Annotated in this window: 22 protein-coding genes and 1 tRNA gene; 17 read left to right on the top strand and 6 right to left on the bottom strand. The window is 62.6% G+C overall.

Annotated elements, in window-relative coordinates:
- Positions 1-122 precede the first annotated feature (122 nt).
- On the top strand, positions 123-1,013 hold the full coding sequence (locus AC07R1_RS18630; protein ID WP_015636982.1) for a helix-turn-helix domain-containing protein: 891 nt from the start codon (positions 123-125) through the stop codon (positions 1,011-1,013).
- A 66-nt stretch (positions 1,014-1,079) separates the two neighbouring features.
- On the opposite strand, the gene AC07R1_RS18625 is transcribed toward AC07R1_RS18630, so the two are convergent.
- Together AC07R1_RS18625 and AC07R1_RS18620 are read right to left on the bottom strand one after the other, a co-directional pair.
- Positions 1,080-2,297 carry an MFS transporter gene (locus tag AC07R1_RS18625; RefSeq protein WP_495110827.1) on the bottom strand — a complete coding sequence of 406 codons (1,218 nt, stop codon included), beginning with the start codon at positions 2,295-2,297 and terminating at the stop codon, positions 1,080-1,082.
- An 87-nt stretch (positions 2,298-2,384) separates the two neighbouring features.
- The gene (locus AC07R1_RS18620) at positions 2,385-3,293 is read right to left on the bottom strand and encodes a LysR substrate-binding domain-containing protein (protein WP_011063418.1); all 909 of its coding nucleotides are present in this window, start codon (positions 3,291-3,293) and stop codon (positions 2,385-2,387) included.
- 226 nt (positions 3,294-3,519) lie between these two features.
- On the opposite strand from AC07R1_RS18620, the gene AC07R1_RS18615 reads away from it, so the two are divergent.
- From AC07R1_RS18615 to AC07R1_RS18580, 8 genes are all read left to right on the top strand, one after another.
- Positions 3,520-4,638, top strand: a complete 1,119-nt coding sequence (locus tag AC07R1_RS18615; RefSeq protein ID WP_041119858.1) for an ABC transporter ATP-binding protein — start codon at positions 3,520-3,522, stop codon at positions 4,636-4,638.
- Positions 4,639-4,653: 15 nt separating this feature from the next.
- Complete coding sequence (locus AC07R1_RS18610; protein ID WP_220223260.1) at positions 4,654-5,574, top strand: ABC transporter permease; 921 nt, start codon at positions 4,654-4,656, stop codon at positions 5,572-5,574.
- A complete protein-coding gene (locus tag AC07R1_RS18605; protein ID WP_015636986.1) occupies positions 5,571-6,380 on the top strand; it encodes an ABC transporter permease in 810 nt (269 codons plus the stop codon). The genes AC07R1_RS18610 and AC07R1_RS18605 overlap by 4 nt, the downstream gene beginning before the upstream one ends.
- Before the next feature lie 27 nt (positions 6,381-6,407).
- On the top strand, positions 6,408-7,442 hold the full coding sequence (locus AC07R1_RS18600) for an ABC transporter substrate-binding protein (RefSeq protein ID WP_011063422.1): 1,035 nt from the start codon (positions 6,408-6,410) through the stop codon (positions 7,440-7,442).
- Positions 7,443-7,514: 72 nt separating this feature from the next.
- Positions 7,515-8,978 (top strand): amidase, encoded by a 1,464-nt coding sequence (locus AC07R1_RS18595; protein WP_495110826.1) that lies wholly within the window; start codon positions 7,515-7,517, stop codon positions 8,976-8,978.
- A 77-nt stretch (positions 8,979-9,055) separates the two neighbouring features.
- Positions 9,056-9,132 (top strand) — tRNA-Met (locus AC07R1_RS18590).
- Positions 9,133-9,312: 180 nt separating this feature from the next.
- On the top strand, positions 9,313-10,152 hold the full coding sequence (locus AC07R1_RS18585) for a 5'-nucleotidase, lipoprotein e(P4) family (protein ID WP_495110825.1): 840 nt from the start codon (positions 9,313-9,315) through the stop codon (positions 10,150-10,152).
- Between the two features lie 118 nt (positions 10,153-10,270).
- Positions 10,271-10,957, top strand: a complete 687-nt coding sequence (locus AC07R1_RS18580; RefSeq protein ID WP_342402673.1) for a T6SS immunity protein Tli3 family protein — start codon at positions 10,271-10,273, stop codon at positions 10,955-10,957.
- 65 nt (positions 10,958-11,022) lie between these two features.
- Here the strand turns inward: AC07R1_RS18580 and AC07R1_RS18575 are convergent, their stop codons facing one another.
- From AC07R1_RS18575 to AC07R1_RS18560, 4 genes are all read right to left on the bottom strand, one after another.
- The gene (locus AC07R1_RS18575) at positions 11,023-13,503 is read right to left on the bottom strand and encodes a TonB-dependent siderophore receptor (RefSeq protein ID WP_495110824.1); all 2,481 of its coding nucleotides are present in this window, start codon (positions 13,501-13,503) and stop codon (positions 11,023-11,025) included.
- Between the two features lie 119 nt (positions 13,504-13,622).
- A complete protein-coding gene (locus AC07R1_RS18570; protein ID WP_495110823.1) occupies positions 13,623-14,588 on the bottom strand; it encodes a FecR domain-containing protein in 966 nt (321 codons plus the stop codon).
- Positions 14,564-15,076 (bottom strand): sigma-70 family RNA polymerase sigma factor, encoded by a 513-nt coding sequence (locus AC07R1_RS18565; RefSeq protein WP_495110932.1) that lies wholly within the window; start codon positions 15,074-15,076, stop codon positions 14,564-14,566. Before AC07R1_RS18565 ends, AC07R1_RS18570 begins: the two co-directional genes overlap by 25 nt.
- A 159-nt stretch (positions 15,077-15,235) precedes the next feature.
- Positions 15,236-16,228: a cytochrome-c peroxidase gene (locus AC07R1_RS18560; protein WP_123397330.1), complete on the bottom strand. Its 993-nt coding sequence runs from the start codon at positions 16,226-16,228 to the stop codon at positions 15,236-15,238.
- A 235-nt stretch (positions 16,229-16,463) separates the two neighbouring features.
- On the opposite strand from AC07R1_RS18560, the gene ggt reads away from it, so the two are divergent.
- The 8 genes from ggt (at position 16,464) to AC07R1_RS18520 (ending at position 22,183) form a co-directional block, all read left to right on the top strand.
- The gene (gene ggt, locus AC07R1_RS18555; protein ID WP_495110822.1) at positions 16,464-18,299 is read left to right on the top strand and encodes a gamma-glutamyltransferase; all 1,836 of its coding nucleotides are present in this window, start codon (positions 16,464-16,466) and stop codon (positions 18,297-18,299) included.
- Positions 18,300-18,453: 154 nt separating this feature from the next.
- The gene (locus tag AC07R1_RS18550; RefSeq protein ID WP_495110821.1) at positions 18,454-18,948 is read left to right on the top strand and encodes a GNAT family N-acetyltransferase; all 495 of its coding nucleotides are present in this window, start codon (positions 18,454-18,456) and stop codon (positions 18,946-18,948) included.
- A 194-nt stretch (positions 18,949-19,142) separates the two neighbouring features.
- Positions 19,143-19,463, top strand: a complete 321-nt coding sequence (locus AC07R1_RS18545) for a transcriptional regulator (RefSeq protein WP_170866316.1) — start codon at positions 19,143-19,145, stop codon at positions 19,461-19,463.
- Positions 19,450-19,767: a helix-turn-helix domain-containing protein gene (locus AC07R1_RS18540; RefSeq protein WP_072442485.1), complete on the top strand. Its 318-nt coding sequence runs from the start codon at positions 19,450-19,452 to the stop codon at positions 19,765-19,767. Before AC07R1_RS18545 ends, AC07R1_RS18540 begins: the two co-directional genes overlap by 14 nt.
- A 463-nt stretch (positions 19,768-20,230) precedes the next feature.
- On the top strand, positions 20,231-20,497 hold the full coding sequence (locus AC07R1_RS18535) for a DUF3077 domain-containing protein (protein ID WP_495110820.1): 267 nt from the start codon (positions 20,231-20,233) through the stop codon (positions 20,495-20,497).
- 115 nt (positions 20,498-20,612) lie between these two features.
- Positions 20,613-20,924 carry a type II toxin-antitoxin system HigB family toxin gene (locus AC07R1_RS18530; RefSeq protein ID WP_495110819.1) on the top strand — a complete coding sequence of 104 codons (312 nt, stop codon included), beginning with the start codon at positions 20,613-20,615 and terminating at the stop codon, positions 20,922-20,924.
- Positions 20,921-21,292, top strand: a complete 372-nt coding sequence (locus AC07R1_RS18525; protein WP_015637007.1) for a helix-turn-helix domain-containing protein — start codon at positions 20,921-20,923, stop codon at positions 21,290-21,292. The genes AC07R1_RS18530 and AC07R1_RS18525 overlap by 4 nt, the downstream gene beginning before the upstream one ends.
- A 78-nt stretch (positions 21,293-21,370) precedes the next feature.
- Positions 21,371-22,183, top strand: coding sequence for a MerR family transcriptional regulator (locus AC07R1_RS18520; protein ID WP_495110818.1), 813 nt, complete (start codon positions 21,371-21,373; stop codon positions 22,181-22,183).

The raw sequence follows: 22,183 nt of genomic DNA, 5'->3' as shown, positions 1-22,183 counted from the left end.
ACCTCTGCATTTTTGCCGACAAAAATCGCAAAAAATGGTGATTAACCGCCGTAAAAATGCACTTTTGAAAACAGCGTTCGATTATCGAGCATTCCAATCCCTCACCCCCAGGGCCGCGCCCGATGAAAGCCAGTCGCTCCAGCATCCCCGTATTCAAACTCTACGGCGAAAACCAGGCCTGGCCGACTCCGGACCTGTTGCACTGTGAATCCATCCCCAAGCGCAGCAGCCTGCACCACTGGGAGATCAAGCCGCACCGCCACGCCGACCTGTATCAACTGCTCTATGTGCAAAGCGGACAGGCCCTGGTGGAAGTCGAAGGGCGCCGCGAGGACGTGCGCGAAGCAACCATCCAGGTGGTGCCGCCGCTGATGGTCCACGGCTTTCAGTTTTCCGAGAACATCGAGGGCTACGTGCTGACCCTGGGTGCGCCGCTGGTGGCCCAACTGGAAAGCCAGCTGGGGGCGCCGCTGGCGGTCCTGGCCGCGGCCGGGCGCTACCCGGTGGGCCGTGACCGGCAGCGCCTCAACAGCCTGTTCAAGACCTTGCTGGAGGAATACGAAGGCAGCGCCTCGGCGCGGGACCTGCTGCTGCATTCGCTGGTCAACGTACTGCTGGTGTGGATCAGCCGCCGACGCCAGCAGAACGTGACGCCCAGCAACCGCAGCGAGCGCAACCAGCAACTGTTGGGGCACTTCATCAAGCTGGTGGAGCAGCATTACCAGGAGCACCCGACGGTGGAAGCCCTGGCCCATCGCATCGGCCTGTCCAGCGTGCACCTCAATACCCTGTGCCGGGAACTGGCCGGGCAGACCGCGCTGCAGATCATCCACCAGCGCCTGATGCTGGAGGCCAAGCGCAACCTGATCTACACCAACATCAGCATCAGCCAGCTCTCGGACAACCTGGGCTTCAGCGACCCCACCTACTTTTCCCGCTTCTTCAAGCGCCTCGGCGGCCAGACACCCAACGCCTTTCGCCAAGGCACCGGGCACACCCGCCAGGGCGGCTGAAGCCCAGGCAAAAAAAAGCCCGGGGCCAGTACCCCGGGCGTTCTATCGCCAGCACGCCTCAAGCCATCAGGCTTTGCGGGTACGCGGCAGGAAGATCGCCAGCACCCCGAACAGCGGCAGGAACGAGCACAGGTAGTACACATACTCGATGCCATGAATGTCCGCCAGGTGCCCCAGCAGCGCCGCACCGATCCCGCCAAAACCGAACATCAGGCCGAAGAACACCCCGGCGATCATGCCAACGTTGCCCGGCACCAGTTCCTGGGCGTACACCACGATGGCGGAGAATGCCGAGGCCAGGATAAAACCGATCACCACGCTCAGGACGCTGGTCCAGAACAGGTCGACATGGGTCAGCAACAGAGTGAACGGCGCCACCCCGAGGATCGAGAACCAGATCACTGCCTTGCGCCCGATCTTGTCGCCGATCGGGCCGCCGAAGAAGGTTCCCGCCGCCACGGCTCCCAGGAACAGGAACAGATGCAGTTGCGAGCTGGCCACCGACAGGTCGAATTTCTCGATCAGGTAGAAGGTGAAGTAGCTGGTGAAGCTGGCCATGTAGAAATACTTGGAAAACACCAGCAGCCCGAGGACCACCAGGGCGCTGATCACCCGGTTCCTGGACAGGCCGTGAGTCGCCGCCTGGCCCTGCTTGAGCTTGTACAGGCGCAGGTGGTTGGCATACCAGCGGCTGATGGCGTACAGCACCACCAGGGCAAACAGCGCGAACAGGCCGAACCAGGCCACATTGCCCTGGCCGTAGGGAATGATGATGGCCGCAGCCAGCAAGGGGCCGAAGGCGGTGCCGGCATTGCCGCCGACCTGAAAGCTCGACTGGGCCAGGCCATAGCGCCCGCCCGAGGCCAGCCGCGCGACCCGCGAAGCCTCCGGATGGAAGGTCGAGGAGCCAATGCCGATCAATGCTGCTGCCAGCAGGATCAAGGGAAAGCTGCCGACCTGGGACATCATCAGGATGCCAATCAGGGTGCAGATCATTCCCGCCGGCAGCAGGAATGGTTGAGGCCGGCGGTCGGTGTAGTAGCCGACCCAGGGCTGCAACAGCGACGCGGTCAGCTGGAAGGTCAGGGTAATCAGGCCGACCTGGGTGAAGGTCAGGCCGTAGCTGTCCTTGAGCATCGGGTAGATCGCCGGCAGCACTGCCTGGATCAAGTCGTTGATCAGGTGCGCCAGGGCCACCGCACCAATGATGCGCAGGACCAGGGGACTGCTTTGCGAAGCCGGGGAAGCCGTCGCGGCGACGCTCGGGGAGTTGCTGCTAGCCATAGGATTTTCCGTACAACGGGTGGGCGCACAGGGGCAGGTGCGTCAATGTGCCATTTTTCGGTGCAGTCGCGCCATCCCATTAGCTTGCTAACGAACCCCGATTCGCGCCTCGGGGAAATCCGCTTCCAGCTCGGCCTTGAGCCACTGGATAAACCATTCCACGTCCTCCGACCACTCGCTGGCCGGGGTCAGCACCCGGTAGCTTTCCAGCTGCACCTGGTCTTCCAGCACCCGCACCAGGGTGCCGGCCTTGAGCTCCTCGCGCACCAGCACTTCGTTGGCCAGGGCAATACCACCGCCGCTTTCAGCCACCGACAGCGCATGGTCGTTGTTCACGTAGATCAGGTCGGACGTGAGCTGGATATCCAGGCCATTGGCGGCGAACCACATGTTCCACCACTCGCCGTCATCGAAGTGGATCAATTCATGGCGGGCCAGGTCCGCCGGCTCGCGAATCGCCTCGATACTGGCCAGGTAGGCCGGGGTGCAGATGGGAAACACCCGGGGGCAGATCAGGCTGACCCGAGACTCGGCGTATTGCCCGTCCAGGCCGTAGGCGATCCCCAGGTCGCTGCTCTTGGCATCCACTTCGCTAAAGGTCGAGTTCGGCTCGATGGCGAACTTCAGGCCCGGGCGCACGTGGCGCAGCGCCTCCAGGCGCGGGGTCAGCCAGCGCTTGGCAAACCCCGGCACGACCATGATCCGCAGCCAGCGCTCGGCGGCCCTGGGCTGTACCTCGCGCCCGGCCTCGATGATCAGTTGCAGGGCGGCGGCGATCTTGCGGTGGTACTTCTCCCCCGCCGGGGTCAGGTTCACGCCGCGGGACGTGCGCTCGAACAGCTGCACCCCGAGCCAGTCCTCCAGCAGCTTCACGTGGCGGCCAATGGCCGGCTGGGTCACATGCAAGGCCCTTGAGGCTTCGACATAGCTGCCAAGACGGGCGGCGGCATCAAAAGCACGCACTGCATTCAACGGTGGCAAACGCTGCTCGACCATGATTTCGCCCGCCCCTTGCTATTAAATTTTTTAACAGCCGGTATGTTAAAATTGATGTTTCGCCCCCGCAACCCCTCACTGATAATCAGCCCCAGCAGAACCCGGTAAAACCCGCGCAAAGCCTGCAAAGACAAGCTTTCCACGCACCCGACACATTTCGATCCTGCCCAAGAAAAACAAGATCCATGGCCTGCACGACAGCTCATGGGGGAATCGGAGGTAAGGCATGAATGCCCTGCATGCGCTGCAAACGCTGGCGGTGTCCATCCGTTCAGTGCGCAAGGTCTACGGCGATCCACACAGCGGCCCGGTGGCCCTGAAGAACATCGACCTGGATATCCGCGACAACGAATTCTTCACCCTTCTCGGCCCCTCGGGCTGTGGCAAGACCACCCTCTTGCGGATGATCGCCGGGTTCGAGTTCCCGACCCAGGGCGAGATCCTTCTCTATGGCGAGAACATCGCCGACCGGCCGCCCTTCGAGCGCCCGGTGAACACGGTGTTCCAGCATTACGCACTGTTCCCCCACATGACCCTGGCCGAGAACCTGGCCTTCGGCCTGGAATCGCGCCCTATGGGCCAGGTATTGAGCAAGGCGCAGATCGCCGAGCGGGTGCGCGAGATGCTGGCCCTGGTGCAGATGGAGCGCTTTGCGGCGCGCAAGCCCAACCAGCTGTCCGGCGGCCAGCAGCAACGCATCGCCCTGGCCCGAGCCCTGGCCCCCCACCCCAAGGTACTGCTGCTGGACGAGCCGCTGTCGGCCCTGGACCTCAAGCTGCGCCAGGCCATGCGCGAAGAACTCAAGGCCATCCAGGCCAAGACCGGTATCACCTTCATCTTCGTCACCCACGACCAGGAAGAAGCCCTGACCCTGTCCGACCGCATCGCCGTGCTCTCCGAAGGCGAAGTGCAACAGGTGGGTCGCCCGGAAGAAATCTACGAGCAGCCGCGCAATCGCTTCGTCGCCGACTTCATCGGTGAAACCAACTTCATCCCGGCCACGGTCAGCCGTGTCGAAGCGGGCCTGGCCTGGTTCAGCGGGCCCGCCGGGCAGGCGCTGCCGGCGCAACCCTGCACCACCGCCAAGGTCGGACAGCAGGTCACCCTGTCGGTGCGCCCCGAGCGCTTGCACCTGCGTGGTGATGCCTCGCAAGGCGCCCTGGCGTGCCGCATCGAAGCGCTGATCTACCTGGGCACCGACCTGCAATACCAGGTCAGCCTCGGCGACGGCACACGCCTCACCGTGCGCACGCCCAACAGCCTCGAACACCACCCGCGCCTGAGCGTAGGCAGCAGCGCCGGGCTGCTGTTCGAACGCGGCAGCGCCAGCGTCCTGCTGGATTGACCACGAGGATTCGCCATGCACGCTTCTTCGATTTCCCAGCACCTGGAACGGCGCAAGGCCCTGCGCAGCTTTCTCGGGGTCAGCCCGGCCCTGGTGGCCATCGGCCTGTTCCTGATCGTGCCGATCCTTATCGTCATCGGCTATTCGTTGATGGAAGCCAACCCCTACGGCGGGGTGAACAAGGTCTTCAGCAGCGACGCCTACACCTCCCTGCTGTTCGAACGGCAACTGGACGACAGCCTGGCCTTCGCCGACTCCTACCTGCTGATCGCCCTGCGCTCGATCGGCATCGCCGGGCTGACCACCCTCATCACCTTGCTGATCGGTTTTCCGGTAGCGGTGTGGCTGGCCATGCAGCCAGTGCAGCGCCGGGGCTTGCTGATCTTCCTGATCACCGTGCCGTTCTGGGCCAACCTGCTGATCCGCACCTACGCCTGGATCCTGCTGCTGCGCAACACCGGGGTGATCAACAACAGCCTGATGGGCCTGGGGGTCATCCACGAGCCGTTGCAGTTGCTCTACACCGACGGTGCGGTGCTGCTGGGGCTGGTCTACACCTACGCGCCCTTCGTGGTGCTGCCGATCTACGCCACCCTGGAGAAAATGGACACCCGCCTGCTGGAAGCGGCCCAGGACCTCTACGCCGGACGCATTCGGACCCTGCGCAAGGTGGTGCTGCCCATTGCCAAGCCGGGAATTTTCGCCGGGGCGATCCTGACTTTCGTGCCCTGCCTGGGGGCGATGATCGCCCCGGAACTGCTGGGGGGCGGCACCCGGATGATGCTTGGCAACCTGATCTTCCGGCAGTTCAGCGATGCCCGTAACTGGCCCTTCGGCGCAGCCCTGTCGCTGGTGCTGATGGCTGCGGTGATGCTGGTACTGACCGTCTACGCCCTGCGCGCCCAGCGCCAGAAAACCCTTCAGGAGGGTGCATGATGATCCGCCTGTTCAAGCGCAACGGCCTCGGTGTCCAGGACTTTCCCGGCTTCGGCGGTTTCAGCTTCCTGTTCTACCTGTACCTCTACGCGCCGATCCTGGTGCTGGTGGTGTTCTCCTTCAACGCCAACCAGTCGGCCACGGTGTGGAGCGGCTTCAGCCTCGACTGGTACCGCGCGGCGTTCGCCAACCAGGCCCTGCGCCAGGCGGCAGGCAACAGCCTGCTGATCGCCGTGTGCGCCAGCATGGCGGCCACCGCCATCGCCACCCTGGCGGCCCTGGGCACCTCACGCGGGGCGAAGTTCAAGGGCCTGCAACTGTCCATGGGCGCCATCATGCTGCCCCTGGTGCTGCCGGAAATCGTCGTCGGCGTGGCCACCCTGGCGCTGTTCTCCACCCTGGGGCTGTCCCTGGGCTACGGCAACCTGATCATCGCCCACACGGTGTTCTGCATCCCCTTCGCCTATTTGCCGATCCGCGCCCGCCTCAACGACATGGACCTGTCCCTGGAACACGCCGCGGCGGACCTGTACGCCGGCCCCTGGCGCACCTTCCGCAAGGTGACCCTGCCGCTGCTGATGCCGGGGATCGTCTCCGGGCTGATGCTGGCCTTCATTGTCTCCCTGGATAACTTCGTGATCTCGATGATGGTGTCCCAGGCCGGCACCACCACCCTGCCGATCTTCATCTTCGGCCTGTTGCGCATGGGCGTGACACCCGACGTCAACGCCGTGTCGACGCTGATCCTCGGCGTCTCGGTGCTGTTCGTCAGCCTCTCTTATCTGCTGAGCAAGAAACACGCTTGAACCTTCCACTGACCTTGGGGAAATGACATGAGCAAGTTGATCGCAAGCCTGGGTACCTCGTTGTTGCTGAGCCTGCCACTGGCGGTGCAGGCCGCCGAGAAACTCAACGTCGTGAGCTGGAGCGGCTACTTTTCGCCGGAAATTCTCGCCAAGTTCCAGAAGCAGACCGGTATCGAGGTCACGGTGGACTCCTACGATTCCAACGAAACCCTGCTGGCCAAGCTGAAACAGGGCGGCACCGGTTATGACGTGGCGATCCCGTCCCACCAGTTCATCCCGATCCTGATCAAGGAGCAGTTGCTGGAGCGCTTCGACCCGGCCAAGCAGCCCTATTACGCCAGCGTGGTCGACAACCTGAAGAACCCGACCTGGGACCCGGAAGGCGCCTACTCGGTGCCCTTCATCTGGGGCACCACCAGCGTGGTGCTCAACGGCGAACGCTACAAAGGCCCGAGCGACAGTTACAAGGTGCTCTACGAGCCGCCAGCGGAGCTGCAGGGGCGGATCAACATGTTCGACTCGGTGAGCGAAGTGATCGACATGGCCAGCCTGTACCTGAACATTCCGCTGTGCAGCGAAGACCCCAAGCAGATGCAGCAGATCCTTGGCCTGCTCAAGGCGCAGAAGCCCTTCGTCAAGACCTACAGCTCCAAGGCCGGGGCGATCCGCGAGAACCTGGCGGCCGGGGAAATCGACATGTCGATGTTCTGGGGCGGATCGTCGATGCGCGCCCGGGAAATGAAGCCCGGCCTGAAGTACCTCTACCCGAAAGAGGGCGTGCTGGCCTGGGTGGACAACATGGTCATCCCCAAGGGCAGCAAGAACCCGGCAAACGCCAAGGCCTTCATCGCCTTCCTCAGCCAGCCTGAGAACGCCGCCATGACCCAGAACTTCCTCAAGCACCAGAGCCCGATCAAGGGCGTCGAACCCTTCCTCGACGCCGGGTTGAAGGATGCTCCCGAGCTGCACATTCCCGAGGGCACCAAGGTGGTCTTCAGCCAGACCTGCGGCGAAGGCGCGATCCGCCTTGCCGACCGCCTGTGGACCAACCTGATGCGCTGAGCTGCGTTGACTTCTGCCGCCCCGGCCTGGATGCCGGGGCGTTTCTAAAGCCGTTTGAAAGGCCCTCCTGCCATGATCGCCAAGCCCCCCAGCGAACTGGTCCTGCTCCAGGCCCATGAACTCGCCGAGCGTATCCGCCTGCGTCAGGTTTCCTGCCGGGAAGTGATGCAGACCTACCTTGCCCACATCGAGCACTACAACCCCCTGGTCAATGCCCTGGTCAGCCTGCAACCGGCCGAAGCCCTGCTGGCCGAGGCCGACCGGCGCGACGCCGAACTGGCCCGTGGCGAATATCGCGGCTGGATGCACGGCCTGCCCCACGCGATCAAGGACCTGTCCCTGACCCACGGCATCCGCACCACCCTGGGTTCGCCGCTGTACCGGGATTTCATCCCAGAGCGCGACGGCATCATGGTGGAACGGATCAAGGCCGCCGGGGCGATCCTGATCGGCAAGAGCAACACCCCGGAATTCGGCCTCGGCTCCCAGACCTACAACCCGCTGTTCGGCGCCACCGGCTGTGCCTATGACCCGAGCAAGACCGCCGGCGGCAGCAGTGGTGGCGCCGCCGCGGCCCTGGCCCTGCACCTGGTGCCGGTGGCCGACGGCAGCGACATGATGGGTTCGCTGCGCAACCCGGCGGCCTTCAACAACATCTTCGGTTTTCGCCCGTCCCAGGGCCGGGTGCCGTTCGACGACAGCAGCGACCTGTTCATCGACCAGCTCGGCTACGAAGGCCCCATGGCCCGCAGCGTGCGCGACGCGGCCCTGCTGCTGTCAGTACAGGCCGGCGGCGATGCACGGGCGCCACTGTCCATCGCCGAATCCGGCCAGGGCTTCGCCGCCCCGCTGGAACGTGACTTCAAGGGCACGCGCCTGGGTTGGCTGGGGGACTTCAACGGTTACCTGCCAATGGAAAAGGGCCTGCTGGAGCTCTGCGAAAAGGCCTTGGGCGATTTCCGCAGCCTGGGTTGCAGCGTAGAACCGGCCAGCCCCGACTTCGCCCTCGAACGCCTGTGGAGCAGTTGGCGCACCCTGCGCCACTGGATGGTCGCCGGGTCCCTGGGCAGCACCTATGCCGATCCACAGAAACGCACACAGCTCAAGGACGAGGCCATCTGGGAAGTGGAGAACGGCCTCAAGCTCTCCGCCAGCCAGGTATTCGAAGCCTCAGTGATTCGTAGCGACTGGTACCGCGCCATCTCCCGGCTGTTCGAACGCTTCGACTACCTGCTGCTGCCCAGCGCCCAGGTCTTCCCCTTCGACAAGAACAGCCCCTGGCCGCGCAGCATCGAAGGCGTGGCCATGGACACCTACCACCGCTGGATGGAGGTGGTGATTCCCGGCACCTTGTCCGGCTGCCCGGTGGCCAGCGTCCAGGCCGGATTCAATGCCAACGGCCTGCCCATGGGCTTGCAGATCATCGGCAAGCACCAGGCCGACTTCGCCGTCCTGCAATTGGCCCACGCCTACGAACAGGCCAGCCGCTGGTTCCAGCGCTGCCCGTCGCCGCTGATTTTCGGGGGGAAGGGATAAACGGTTGATAGCGTAGATAATTTTTTTATAAAAACGCTTGACGCATTGTCGTTCCGAGCGAATAATGCGCGCCACTTGGCTACATAGCTCAGTTGGTTAGAGCATAGCATTCATAATGCTGGGGTCCGGGGTTCAAGTCCCTGTGTAGCCACCAAGTACTAAAAACGGCTTACCGCAAGGTAGGCCGTTTTTTTATGCCCGCGAAAAAGTACCGGGGATTACGCCGCATTGATCCACAAACGCGACACCCGCATTGAGCACCGCCACTGGCTGGGATAGAACACTCCGGCAGTGTTTGTGAGAGCTGCGCAATCCTCACTTCAAGGGCTCGATAATGACAATAAAAAACCACAGGACTTCAGTCGCTCCCTGGCTGTTCTCGCTCCTGGCAATCACCTGTACCTCGACCTTCGCCGAGCAGGCTCCTACCCCGCCCTCCAACCTGCTGACCGCCGCCGTGGCCTGGAAGCAGACCGCCGCAGAGTTCGAGGCGCTGTACTACCAGGGCTTCAACATCGCCCGTCTGCAACTGGACCGCGCCCTGCAGGAACACAAGGCCGGCGAGCGGCCACTGGCGATCATCAGCGACGTTGACGACACCGTGCTCAGCAGCAACAGCTACTGGGGCTACATGATCAATTCGGGCAAGGAGTTCTTCGACGACGAGGCCTGGGACAAGTGGGTCGCCGACAATGGCCCGGTAGCCACCCCAGGCGCCGTGGAGTTCCTCAAGTACGCCCAGTCCAAGGGCGTCGAAGTCTTTTACGTCACCAGCCGCGACCAGGGCGAAAAGACCTACGAATACGCCCTGGCCAACCTGCGCAAGAACCAGTTGCCCTATGCCGATGAGCAGCACCTGACGGTGTACCGCGACAGCTCCAACAAGGAGCCGCGGCAGCAGGAGATCGCCAAGGACCACAACGTGGTGCTGATGCTGGGCGACAACCTCAACGACTTCAAACGCAAGTACTACGTGGCCGACGTCAAGCAGCGCAGCAGCCTGATGACCGAGGACAAGGAGCAGTTCGGCCGCAAGTTCATCCTCTTCCCCAACCCCACCGATGGCCATTGGCTGAAGGCGATCTTCGGCGACTCCGAACCGCCGGCCACTCCGGAAAATCGGGCCAAGTTCAAGGCCGCGGCCAGCTCGACGGCCTGGCAGATGAAGCCCTGACAGGGCGCCGCAACATCAACGCAACGCTGGCCCGCCATGGCCAGTGTTGCGCCAAGCCCCCAGGGATGTCATAAACGCCAGCCCCTGCATTCAGGCAGGAACAAGGAGTCGTTTTCTCATGTGGGCAAGGAAGCTGCTGTTGCTGATCTCGTGCGGGGTACTTGGGGCCTGCAGCACTCCCGAGCCGATCCAGTACCTGCCCGGCCGGGTCATCTACCGCATCGACTCATCACGCTTTTTCGAGATCGACCGGACCACCTTCAAGCTCTGCAACGGTTCCTCGCCGGTCATCGCCAGCAGTGGCGACATGGTGCACTACACCGACACCCGGCTCGGCATCCATACCCCGGTTGCACCCTTTGGCTCATTCAACGGCATCACCGTGCATGGCCGTGGTTCGCACTTGATGATCGATGCTGCCAACTCCAACTACCTGGTGATTCCGATTGCCCAAGGACCGGGCTTCAGCAAGGGCGGTGCCGGCTTGCCGCGCCTGTACTTTTCCCAGGATGCCGGGCGTACCTGGCTGCGCATCACCGCGCCCAGTTACCTGGAAAGCCCTGAGCGAACCTGGCTGACCGGCTCCGTCCTTTCGATCGAAGGCCCCCTCCTGCACGGCGCCGCGCAGATCGACCTGTCCTTGAACTACGAGACGCTCAAGGACCACTCGCCCTACTCGATGCTGTCTTACCCACAACGCTGGCAACGCACCGATAGCACTCGTACACCTGGCTACTTCGAACCCGCTCGCCAAGCCCCCATCGATGACCGATTCAATTGCGCCACGGGGGCCAACAAGCAGTAGCGTCGCCAGAAAACAGCTTGCCCCACTCACCGTGCAGCGAGGTGGCGGGATCGACACCTTGTCCGCTAAAGAGACCAGCGCGCCGTCAACATGGCATTACGCGGCTCGCCATAGATGTCATTGCCGTAGTAAGTATTGGTGCTGATGCTCTGGTAGTACTTCTTGTCGAAGACGTTGTTCAGGTTAAGTCGAAATTCAAGATGCTCAGACGCCCGATAGCGAGTCATCAGGTCCACCAGGGCGTAGCCTTTCTGTTCGACATACATGGGCGTGCCTGAATCGTAGAAATTCACATCCTTGTTGTAGATCCTGTTCTGGCTGTAGAGCCCGCCGCCCACAGTCCATCGGTGAAGCTCTCCCGGAAGCTGATAAGTGGTAAAGGCCTTGAACACGTGACGAGGAATATCGGTATCGAACAGGCGACCAACATTCTCCTCGCTGGCATCCTTGCGGTACTTGGCCTGGGCATAGGTGTAGCCCGCCCCCAACTCCCAACCCGGGGCCAACTTGCCATTGATCTCCAGCTCGACACCTTCACTGCGCACCTCGCCGCTGGCCTCATAACATTCCAGGCTGGAACATTGATCACTTACTACCTGTTTCGCCCGGTTCAGTTGGTCAATCCGGAACACCGCAACGCTGCTGGTCAGGGCACCATCGAAATACTCACCTTTGATCCCCATCTCATAGTTCTTGCCGACAATGGGCTTAATAAGGCCGCCTGAACTATCGAGCTCGGCTTGCGGGGTAAAGACATCGGTGTAACTGACATAGACCGAGTGATGCTCATCCAGGTCGTACACCATGCCGGCATAGCGGGTCAGGTTACGAGTGACCTTGTAGTCGGTGCTGGAAGAGGTGCGCACCCCGGCGAAATGGGTATCCACGTCGTAGTCGTACCAGTCCAGTCGTCCACCCAGAATCAGGGTCAGAGGGTCGGCGAGACTGAAGCGCGAGGTGAGGTAAAAGCTCTTCAGCTCCGAGTTGCGTTTCTGGCGCCAATAGTCCAGATCCATCTGCGGCTTGGGAACACTGTGGGGGTCAGGATGGTAGATATTGGTCCGGGTATCGTTGTCCTGATAATTGCCTTTACCATTGAAAGCCAGCTCCCGCTGGCTGGCGCCTACCACCAATTCATGGCTGCGTCCGAACAGCGAAAACGGCCCGGAAGCGAAAAGATCGTAACTGTCCTGGTGATCTTTGTACTGGTATTGACCAACGTACTGGCCGAAATCATTGAAGTCGGCACCAAAGCGCTCTGTCATGGAACCGAGCATCTTCAGATCGGACCAGGACTTGCTAGCCGACAGCAGCAGCTTCCAGGCATTGTCGAGGCGATACTCCACGCGGCTGAAAGCGGTAACGTTGTCCTGGTCCCAATACTCCCAATCACTGCCCAGGTAGGCCGAGCGCGACAGGTGCAAATGACTGCCATCAATTGCGGCTGGTAGCCCGCCCCAGGTAGTGGTGTTGTGGGACGTCTGATTGGTGGCGCCCACCGTCAGCGTGGCGTTGTCATTCAAATCCGCCTCGACGATACCGTAGAACACCGAACGTTCGGCATCCGCCACATCCTGGAAGCTGTTCTTGCTCTGGTAGGCCGTCACCAGGCGTCCGCGCACCGTGCCACTGTCATTGAGGGCATTGGAGGCATCGATTTCGGTTCGGTAATTGTCCCAGCTTCCTGCGCTGGCAGTGATGCTCAAGCGCGGATCGGCAGTGGGTCGCTTGCGGACCATGTTAATCGCCGCCGAAGGACTGCCCGTGCCCTGCATCAAGCCTGCAGCACCCCGCATGACTTCGACCCGGTCTAGAATCGCGGTGTCTGCTGCCGTGCTCATATCCCGACTCAAGTAATGGGACATGTCGTTGGCCAGGCCATCGGTCATGAGGTTCTGCACGGCAAAACCCCGTGAATAGAAAATGGGGCGCTGCGGTCCGTCCTTGGTAAGGGAAATGCCCGGGGTACTCTTGAGCACCTCCTCCAGACTCTGCATGTTCTGATCGTCCATGCGCTGGCGAGTGACCACCGTCACCGACTGCGGGGTCTCGCGAATCGAGAGAGCCAGCTTGGTGGCCGTCTGCATCGAGCCGGTGGTATAGGAGCCGGTGTCTTCGGTGGTCGCGCCCAGGGCTGCTCCGGTGATCTGGGTCGCTCCCAGGTTCAGCGCTCCACCCGCGGGCACCTTGACCAGGGTATAGCGCGCCGGGCCCTCCTGGCGTACCTGCAAGCCACTGCCGGCCAACAGCTGTGTCATGCCTTCATTGAAGGAGTAACGGCCCTTGATTCCTAGAGTGACCAGGCCCTGGGTCTGGCTGGAACCAAAGGACAACGTGACACCGCTGGCCGCGGCAAACTCACTGAGCGCAGTGCCCAGTGCCCCGGCCGCGATGTTGTATTCAAACGGCTCACCCACCGCTCCCTCGGCCCAGGCCAACGGCGCCACACCGGTGGCGGACAGCAACGCACCAAGGGTGATGCTCAACGCCTTGCGATTGAAACTGCGCCGCAAGGCGGCCTGGGTGAAACGACTCCGGTGGCTCATGTACGCGTCCTATGCCATAGCAGTAAAGGCGGCTGATTGACCGCTCTACTGATGAGCCGAACACCAGGCGGAATCGGCAAGGCGCATTGACGATTTTTCTTCAACCAGCGATCAGCCCATCACGCTTGCACGCGCACCCAGTACTTGGAAAACCGGCGTACCGTCACCGGCAACGACAACGGCAGGTTGGCCAGCACTCCATCGATATCGTCCAGGCGAAAAGCACCACTGATCCGCAACTCTCCGACTTCGTCCGCACAGCCCAGATAACCAGGGCGATAACGGGCCAGTTCGTGGATGAAGTCCGCCAGGCGCCAATCCACCGCCACCAGTTGACCCTGGACCCAGGCGCTCTCGGCGTGGCCTGCCATACGCGGGGCCCCCATCCGCCCGGCGCCAAAGGTCAGCGCCTGGCCCTCATCAACCCTCTGAAAGTGTTGCGGCTCATCTTCCAGGCGCACCTCGACGGCGTGACGCTGCACCGAGACGCTGCTGAAGCCTGCATGCAGCCGCACGTCGAAGCGTGTCCCCAGGGCCTGTACCCGACCATGGGGAGTGACCACCAACAAGGGGCGCGAGGCCCTGTCCACGGCCGTGGTAACCTGGATCTCGCCCCGGCGTAGAAAAATCAGCCGCTCTTCATGGCTGTAGGCGATGTCGACCCTGGTATCGGTATTGAGCTGCAGATGGCTGCCATCGTCTAGCCGTACTTCTCGGCGCTGGCCGGTGTGCGTGGCGAAATCGGCACTGTAGGGAGACATTCGATAGCCGCCAAACATTGCTGTACCACCCGCCAGCAGGAGCAGCACCTTGAGGCCCTGGCGCCGCTGGATCCCCATCTCCGACAAGACCGGCAAGGCAATGCCCTGCGGGACGCCTTGCAACTGCTCTTGCAGCCTTTCCACCCGGGCCCAGGCCCTCGCATGCCGTGCGTCGGCGCCAAGCCAATGCTGCCAGGCCTGTTGCTGCTCAGGGCTGACCCCATGATCGTTGAGAGTCAGGTACCACTGCACCGCTGCCTGCAGATGGGCCTTGTCCAGGGGTGCTGCCGAAGGACCGTTCAATCTTCCATCAACTGAATGCATTGCAGCAGCGCCTTGCCCAGGTGATTTTTCACCGTCGTCACCGACACGCCCAACTGATGCCCGACCTGCACATAGCTGAGCCCCTCCAACTGCACCATGAGGAAAATCTGCCGGGTGCGCGTACCGAGGCCATCGAGCAGTGCATCAATGGCCAGCAGTGATTCGATGATCAGGTGATGGGTTTCAGGCGAGATGTGCACCGGCTCCGGCCGTGCCGCCAGCGCATCTAGGTAGGCCTGCTCCAGAAGCTTGCGACGAGCCTTGTCGATCAACAGACCACGGGCGATGGTCGCCAGGTAGTGCCGAGGCTCGCGCAGCTCCGGCAACTGGCGCAGGGATAGCATCCGCACGAAGGTGTCCTGGGCCAGATCCGCCGCATCGGCACAATTACCGGTCCGGCTGCGTAACCAGCCTTTCAACCAGCCGTGGTGTTGGCCATACAGATGTTCGATCCCCAGCGATGTTGAAGCCTTGCCCCCTGCGTCCATGATCGACCACCGCCAATGATAATATCTCTCATTATTATCCAGTCGTTTTTTCATGACAACAGAAGCTACAGCCCTTTCCGAGCCAGGTCGAAGCAACAGAGGATGAGCCTTTCGCTGGCCCTCCTGGAAAAAACCGCAGCAGGCTGCGGTTTTTTTCGCTCAGTTGAACGGCTGCGGACGCGGTGTCTGCGCCGAGGACGGCGGCAGGATCGGCAGCTTGAAGTCCGGCTGGTCACCGGTCAGGGTTTCAAGGAAGGCCACGATCTGGCTGACCTCCTCGGTACCCAGCTTGCGTCCCAGTTGCAGACGGGCCATCACGTCCACCGCCTCTTCCAGCTTCCAGTAGGCGCCGTCGTGGAAGTAGGGATAGGTCAGCGCCACGTTGCGCAGGGTCGGCACCTTGAACAGCATGCGGTCGGCATCCTTGCCGGTCAGCCCGGCCACGCCCTGGGCCGGGTTCTGGGTGACATAGGGCTCGATCATGCCCATCTTCTGGAATGAGCCACCGCCCACGGCCTCGCCGTTGTGGCAAGCCACGCAGCCGATGGACTTGAACAGTTGGTAGCCCTTGAGCGCGGTGGGGCTGATGGCCGCCTTGTCGCCCTTGAGCCAGCGGTCGAACGGCGCATTGGGGGTAACCAGGGTTTCTTCGAACGCAGCGATGGCGTTGGTCACGTCGTCAAACTTGATGCCGTCGTCGCCGTAGACCTGCTTGAAGGAGGCCCGGTACTGGGGAATGGAACGCAGCACATCCACCGCCAGGTCATGGGTGAAGCCCATCTCCCCCGGGTTGGCGATGGGGCCACCGGCCTGTTCCTGAAGCGTGGCCGCGCGGCCGTCCCAGAACTGCGCGATGCTCATGCCGGAGTTGAGCACCGTGGGCGAGTTGATCGGCCCCTGGTGCCAGTTGTGGCCAATGGAGGTGGGCAGGTTGTCGCTGCCACCCATGCTCAGGTTGTGGCAGGAGTTGCAGGATATGAAACCGGACTTGGACAGGCGCGGGTCGAAGAACAACTGCTTGCCCAGCTCCACCTTGGCCACATCGGTGATCTTCACCGGCTGTACCGGCTGGATCGGTTCGCTTGGCGTTTCCCCCCTGACCTCCCCCCCCAACAACAATCCGAAAACAAGTAACCACTTACAACGGTGCATGACGTCCCCTCATCAGGCTTATAGTTTGTTTCACCCTGTACCCAACGCCCCCCTCCCGCCCTGACTCAGATCAATCGACGGCCGGGTGAAAGACTGCCTGCGACCCTGTGTACAGGGGAGATGGCACACTCCAGCCAACTGCCCAGGGCTACATCCGGGTCCAACTGCCGGCGCCACTGCTGTACATTCCCCCGCACGGACGACCCCTCATTTCCCTGTGAACGGAGCTCAACGCGTGTTCTCGAACTTCCCTCCCCGTCACCGCCAACTGCTCGGCCTCAGCCTGCTGGCTGCCGCCCTCAGCCTTGGCGCCTGCCACAACCCGCCTTCTTCCAACGCTCTGCCTGCCGCCCCGGAAATCGCCTCGGGCTACCGCACCGACATGCAGACTCGCCATGCCGACAAGCACATGGCCGCCGCTGCCAACCCGCTGGCCGCCGAGGCCGGGCGCGAAATGCTGCGCAAGGGCGGCTCGGCCATCGACGCGGCGATTGCCATGCAGGCCGTGCTGACCCTGGTGGAACCGCAGTCCTCGGGGATTGGCGGCGGCGCGATGATCGTGCTCTGGGACGGCAAGGCCGTGCGCACCTATGACGGGCGGGAAACCGCGCCGGCCGGCGCCACCGAGAAGCTCTTCCTGCAAGCGGACGGCAAGCCCATGGCCTTCCCCCAGGCGCAGATCGGTGGACGCTCGGTCGGCACCCCGGGCGTGCTGCGGGCCCTGGAAATGGCCCACCAGAAACACGGGCGCCTACCCTGGGCGCAATTGTTCGAACCGGCGATCCGCCTGGCCGAGCAAGGCTTCGCCATTTCGCCACGGCTGCACACCATGATCAGCGCCGATCCTTTCCTGGCACGCTCGCCGGACATGGCCACGTATTTCCTGAATGCCGACGGCACGCCGAAAGCCGTGGGCACCTTGCTGAAAAACCCGCCACTGGCAGCGGTGCTCAAACGCATCGCCGAGGAAGGCCCGGATGCCCTGTACAAGGGCCCGGTGGCCGCGGAAATCGTCGCGAAGGTCCAGGGCCACGCCAACCCCGGCAGCCTGTCGCTCAACGACCTGCAAGGCTACCGCGCCAAGGAACGCGCGCCGCTGTGCAGCGACTACAAGCGCTGGCAGGTGTGCGGCATGCCGCCGCCCTCCTCCGGCGGCGTGGCGGTGGCGCAGATACTCGGCACCCTGCAGGCCCTGGAACAGCGCGACCCGCGCTACACCCTGGCCAACCTCAAGCCGCAGAAAACCAACCTGCCCGCCGGCCTGGAGCCCGCGCCACAAGCGGTGCACCTGATTGCCGAAGCCGAGCGCCTGGCCTATGCCGACCGTGGCCTGTACGTGGCCGACAGCGACTTTGTGCCCGTGCCGGTGGCCGGCCTGATCGCCCCGGACTACCTGGCCAAGCGTGCCGCACTGATTGGCGAGCGCAGCATGGGCAAGGCCGAACCGGGCAAGCCCCAGGGCATCCAGGTGGCCTATGCACCGGACCGTTCGCCAATGCGCATCTCCACCTCGCAAGTGGTGGCAGTGGATGACCTGGGCGGCGCCGTATCGATGACCACCACGGTGGAAGCGGCCTTCGGCTCGCACCTGATGGTCCAGGGCTTCATGCTCAACAACCAGATGACCGACTTCTCGTTCATTCCCGAGGAAAACGGCCAGCCGGTGGCCAACCGCGTCCAACCGGGCAAGCGCCCGCGCTCGTCCATGGCGCCAACCCTGGTCTTCGACCGTGCCAGCGGCGAACTGCTGGCCAGCGTCGGCTCCCCCGGCGGCTCGCAGATCATCGAGTACGTGGCCAAGTCGGTGGTCGGCATGCTCGACTGGAACCTGGACCCGCAAGCCGCCGTCGGCCTGCCCAACTTCGGCAGCCGCAACGGGCCGACCGAACTGGAGACCGGCCAGTTCAGCCCAGCGTTGAAACAGGCGCTGCAGGCCCAGGGCCACGAAGTGAACGAGATCGACATGACCAGCGGCACCCAGGCCATCGTTCGCGTGCGTGATGCACAGGGCAAGGCGTCCTGGGCCGGCGGCGCCGACCCGCGGCGCGAAGGGGAAGCGCTGGGGGATTGAGAGTAATCGGATGAACCCGAGGGCTGGCCGTGAGGCTGGCCCTTTTTTGTGGGCGATGAACGAGGGCTCTGTATGCAAGATTTTGCGGCGGTCTGTGTCTGATCCGGCCTTTGGATCTGCCCTAGCATCGTCCCTGTCCACCGAGGAACCGACGATGAACACGATTGCAGCCGACCTTGATATCCCGGGCCTGAGCCCACGCCGCCTGACGCCCCAGGACCTTGAGCTGATCTGCCGCCATCGCCAGGCGATGTTTCTCGATGCGGGTAAGGATCTCTCCACCTTGCAGGTGATGACCGAGCACTTTCGCCCCTGGTTGCGTGAACGCCTGGAGGACGGCCGCTACTACGGCTTCGCCCTGATGGACGCCGAGCAGAGTGTGGCCAGCATCGGCCTGATGAGCATCGACTGGCCGCCCCACCCTTCCCATCCGACCCAGGATCAACGCGGCTACGTGCTCAACGTCTACGTCGAACCGGCCTACCGGCGCCGCGGCCTGGCTTCGGCGCTGATGAAACTGGCAGAGGCCGAGTTCAGCCAGCGCGGGCTGGGCTTTGCCGTGCTGCATGCGACCGAGGCTGGCAAGCCGCTGTATCAGGGGCAGGGTTGGGCGGCGACCAGTGAGATGGCGAAAGTGCTGGTAGGTTGAGTGAGTGACTGAGTTTCAGGTGATGCAAAAGGTGACATCGGAGGCATGGATCACACACAAGAAAGCGAATGGGCTGACTGGAAATCAGGACTCCGCTCATTGGCGTTGCAACTCCACGTTCTTAATCTTTCAGGAGTCATCTCCTAGCACCCACCATTGCCGCCAGGTACGTCAAAGACGTAGAATCCTCCCGCATGCTGACGATCATAGAATCTCCGCTGTTTTCCAGACTCTGGCCCGATTACTGGTCCGAAGAAGAGCGTGGAGAATTCATGACATTTCTTGCCAACGACCCGGAGTCCGGCGTTGTCATCCCGGGTTCTGGTGGTTGCAGGAAAATTAGGTGGAGCGTTGAAGGACGTGGAAAAAGTGGCTCGGTGCGGGTCATCTATACCACCCAGCTCGCATGCGGAGCCCTGGTTACGCTGGTGATCTATGGCAAAGGCGCTACCGAAAACATTCCAGCAGCTGTTCTGCGCAGAATTGCGAAGGAGATGAATCATGCCCCTTACTGAAAAAGAACTATTGGAGCGCGATGCCAAGCGCAATGTCGGCCAGGAGCTTCTGGACGCGATCATCGATGTCAAAGCCGGCCGGCAGGGCCATACCCATAGCATTCCGATCACCAAGGCCGCCGAGGCGCGGGGTAAAACCGGGTTGTCGCAACCCAAGTTTGCCCAACTGCTCGGCGTCTCGGTAAGGACCCTTCAGGAGTGGGAGCAAGGTCGGCGCTCGCCTTCAGGAGCGGCCCGTTCATTGCTGCATATCGCGATGCTCAGGCCCGATGTATTTCGTGAGGTGCTGGCACAACCTCTGTAGCCGCTGCCGCAGGCTGCGACAAGGACCGAAGGGCCTTCGGCGCCTGGGAGATCGCTGCGACCGTTCCGGTCGTTCGCAGCCTGCGGCAGCGGCTACAGGGTTGGTTCACAAAATGTCGCAGTAATGCCGTTGCGACTCCCCCTACTCAAACCTATGGTTCGACCGTCGCTGCAAAATCAGCGAACAGGCTTGGCGGCCTGATAGAATCGAGGCGCAACAGCGCCCCACCCACATGCGGGCGCTTTTTTTGCGCCCGCATACCTGCGTTATGGCGGGTTGCGTGGGAGAACCTTCGGGTTCGCCGGTTCCTTGATTCCCGGTCCGCCAATCCTGCGCAATCCGCCACCCTGATCTGCTTGGCGGCAGACGGTGACGGTCCTTCGAATCAAGGAGTCGTGACCATGAACTGCTACTGCAATCTGTTTCTCCATTACCTCCCGTCACAAAAAACCGGAGGTGCCCGATGACCACTCAATCGCCCCTGACCACCCTCGGTGAAATCCGCTTTTCCCACTGCGGCGAACACTCGCATCCGCTGTTTCGAGTGAATGCCGACGTGCCGATCAGCGACGCCCTGGAACACGCCTCGACCCTGTTGCATCTGGCAAAGCAATTCACCCTGGAGGCGGCCATGGAGCCCCGGTACGACCGCTATGCTTGGGCGGCACACTACCTGGCAGAGATGGGCAAGGCACTGATGGACGACGTGCACGCCACGCTCTCTGCATGACCTGATCGTCCCTGAACCGACGTCGCCTGCGCGGGCAGATCCAGCGATCTGCCCGTACATCGCTTGACGCACTCAGCGACTTGTTTAAGTCCCAGGACGGGACTAGGGTCACGCCATGAGAATTATTGCAGTCAGTCAGTTGAAGGCCTTCTGGGCAAAGCACCCGGAAGCAGAACAGCCTCTGCTGGCCTGGATCGATGAAGCAAGGAATGCCGAGTGGTCCAACCCTGCGCAAATCAAGGGCCAATATCGCAACGCGAGCATTCTCAAAAGCCGCAGGGTGGTCTTCAACATCAAGGGCAACAAGTATCGACTGATCGTTGCCGTGGCCTACCGCTTTGGTGCGTTGCACATCAAGTTCGTGGGCACTCACCAAGAGTACGACGCCATTGATGCCGACAGCGTAGACATGGAGCAACCCGCATGAACATCCGCCCCATCCACACCGACCAGGACTACCGCGCCGCGCTGAAAAGCGTCTCGCCCCTGTTCGACAACGAACCGCAGCCCGGAACACCTGAAGGCGATTACTTCGACGTCATGATCACCCTGATCGAGGCGTACGAAGCCAGGCAGTTTCCCCTGGACCTGCCCAACCCGATCGAGGCGATCAAGTTCCGCATGGAACAATCCGGCTTGTCCGCCGCCGACCTGGCCCCGGCCATCGGCCGCACCAACCGCGTCTACGAAGTGCTCAACGGCAAGCGCGCGCTGACCCTGCCCATGATCTGGAAACTGCACCAGCTATTCGGCATTCCCGCCGAAAGCCTGATCAAGCCGATCAAATCGTCCTGAGCCGTGCTGCCGGGCTTGAGCTTGCCCTTGGGTAAAGGCTCAGCATGCCCCGCAGCCCAACCACACCAAGGACGCTCCATGCTCACCATCGGACAAATGGCCCGCTGCCACGGCCTTACCACCAAGACCCTGCGCCATTACGACAGCATCGGCCTGTTCACCCCGGCCCTCACCGGCCGGGACAACCGCTACCGCTACTACAGCCCGGAACAGATCGTGACCCTGGGGCGCATCGTCTGGCTGCGGCAGTTGGGCATGTCCCTGGAAGACATCCGCACTCTGGCGGACCAGGGCGGCCTGGACAGCGTGCTGCACATGCAGCAGTCACTGCAGGCGCATGCCCGGCAGTTGCAAAGCGAGATCGCCCGCAGCCAGAAAGTACTGGGCCATCTGCAGCGCTACCTGGCCCAGCCGCAGCGCCAACTCCCAGCCGCGCAGACACCACAGAAGGTATTCCTGGCGCCGCAGCGGATCATCGGCATGGCCTGGCAGCAGGACGACCCGGGCACCATCGCCGAGCTCTGGCAACGTTTCGAACCTCGGGAACAGGAGATCCAGCGCCTGGCCGAGCCGGTGGGCACCTATGGCATCTGCCAGCCCCTGGAGGACGGCCAGTGGCGTTATGTGGCCGGCCTGCCGGTCGCCGCCGACGCGCCCCTGGTGCCCGGCATGGTGGAGCTGGAAATCCCTGCCCGCCATTACGCGCGAGTCGAGCATCACGGCAGCGTGGCCACCCTGCCGGAAACCTTTCGCGCCGCCTACAGCGAGTGGTTGCCCGCCGCCGGGCTGATGCCCATCGACGCGGTGGAGTTCGAGTACACCGGCGAGCGCTTTCTGGGGCCCATGCACCCGGACAGCGTGGTGGAACTGTATATCCCGCTGAGCGCCTGA

It is taken from the genome of Pseudomonas sp. GW821-FHT07F01, assembly GCF_059418825.1.
This window is presented reverse-complemented; position numbering and strand designations above follow the sequence as displayed.

Excerpts from the sequence above, each read along its gene's own strand:
- AC07R1_RS18630 (WP_015636982.1), top strand. The coding sequence starts at position 123 with ATGAAAGCCAGTCGCTCCAGCATCCCCGTATTCAAACTCTACGGCGAA.
- AC07R1_RS18625 (WP_495110827.1), bottom strand. The coding sequence starts at position 2,297 with ATGGCTAGCAGCAACTCCCCGAGCGTCGCCGCGACGGCTTCCCCGGCT.
- AC07R1_RS18620 (WP_011063418.1), bottom strand. The coding sequence starts at position 3,293 with ATGGTCGAGCAGCGTTTGCCACCGTTGAATGCAGTGCGTGCTTTTGAT.
- AC07R1_RS18615 (WP_041119858.1), top strand. The coding sequence starts at position 3,520 with ATGAATGCCCTGCATGCGCTGCAAACGCTGGCGGTGTCCATCCGTTCA.
- AC07R1_RS18610 (WP_220223260.1), top strand. The coding sequence starts at position 4,654 with ATGCACGCTTCTTCGATTTCCCAGCACCTGGAACGGCGCAAGGCCCTG.
- AC07R1_RS18605 (WP_015636986.1), top strand. The coding sequence starts at position 5,571 with ATGATGATCCGCCTGTTCAAGCGCAACGGCCTCGGTGTCCAGGACTTT.
- AC07R1_RS18600 (WP_011063422.1), top strand. The coding sequence starts at position 6,408 with ATGAGCAAGTTGATCGCAAGCCTGGGTACCTCGTTGTTGCTGAGCCTG.
- AC07R1_RS18595 (WP_495110826.1), top strand. The coding sequence starts at position 7,515 with ATGATCGCCAAGCCCCCCAGCGAACTGGTCCTGCTCCAGGCCCATGAA.
- AC07R1_RS18585 (WP_495110825.1), top strand. The coding sequence starts at position 9,313 with ATGACAATAAAAAACCACAGGACTTCAGTCGCTCCCTGGCTGTTCTCG.
- AC07R1_RS18580 (WP_342402673.1), top strand. The coding sequence starts at position 10,271 with ATGTGGGCAAGGAAGCTGCTGTTGCTGATCTCGTGCGGGGTACTTGGG.
- AC07R1_RS18575 (WP_495110824.1), bottom strand. The coding sequence starts at position 13,503 with ATGAGCCACCGGAGTCGTTTCACCCAGGCCGCCTTGCGGCGCAGTTTC.
- AC07R1_RS18570 (WP_495110823.1), bottom strand. The coding sequence starts at position 14,588 with ATGCATTCAGTTGATGGAAGATTGAACGGTCCTTCGGCAGCACCCCTG.
- AC07R1_RS18565 (WP_495110932.1), bottom strand. The coding sequence starts at position 15,076 with ATGGACGCAGGGGGCAAGGCTTCAACATCGCTGGGGATCGAACATCTG.
- AC07R1_RS18560 (WP_123397330.1), bottom strand. The coding sequence starts at position 16,228 with ATGCACCGTTGTAAGTGGTTACTTGTTTTCGGATTGTTGTTGGGGGGG.
- AC07R1_RS18550 (WP_495110821.1), top strand. The coding sequence starts at position 18,454 with ATGAACACGATTGCAGCCGACCTTGATATCCCGGGCCTGAGCCCACGC.
- AC07R1_RS18545 (WP_170866316.1), top strand. The coding sequence starts at position 19,143 with ATGCTGACGATCATAGAATCTCCGCTGTTTTCCAGACTCTGGCCCGAT.
- AC07R1_RS18540 (WP_072442485.1), top strand. The coding sequence starts at position 19,450 with ATGCCCCTTACTGAAAAAGAACTATTGGAGCGCGATGCCAAGCGCAAT.
- AC07R1_RS18535 (WP_495110820.1), top strand. The coding sequence starts at position 20,231 with ATGACCACTCAATCGCCCCTGACCACCCTCGGTGAAATCCGCTTTTCC.
- AC07R1_RS18530 (WP_495110819.1), top strand. The coding sequence starts at position 20,613 with ATGAGAATTATTGCAGTCAGTCAGTTGAAGGCCTTCTGGGCAAAGCAC.
- AC07R1_RS18525 (WP_015637007.1), top strand. The coding sequence starts at position 20,921 with ATGAACATCCGCCCCATCCACACCGACCAGGACTACCGCGCCGCGCTG.
- AC07R1_RS18520 (WP_495110818.1), top strand. The coding sequence starts at position 21,371 with ATGCTCACCATCGGACAAATGGCCCGCTGCCACGGCCTTACCACCAAG.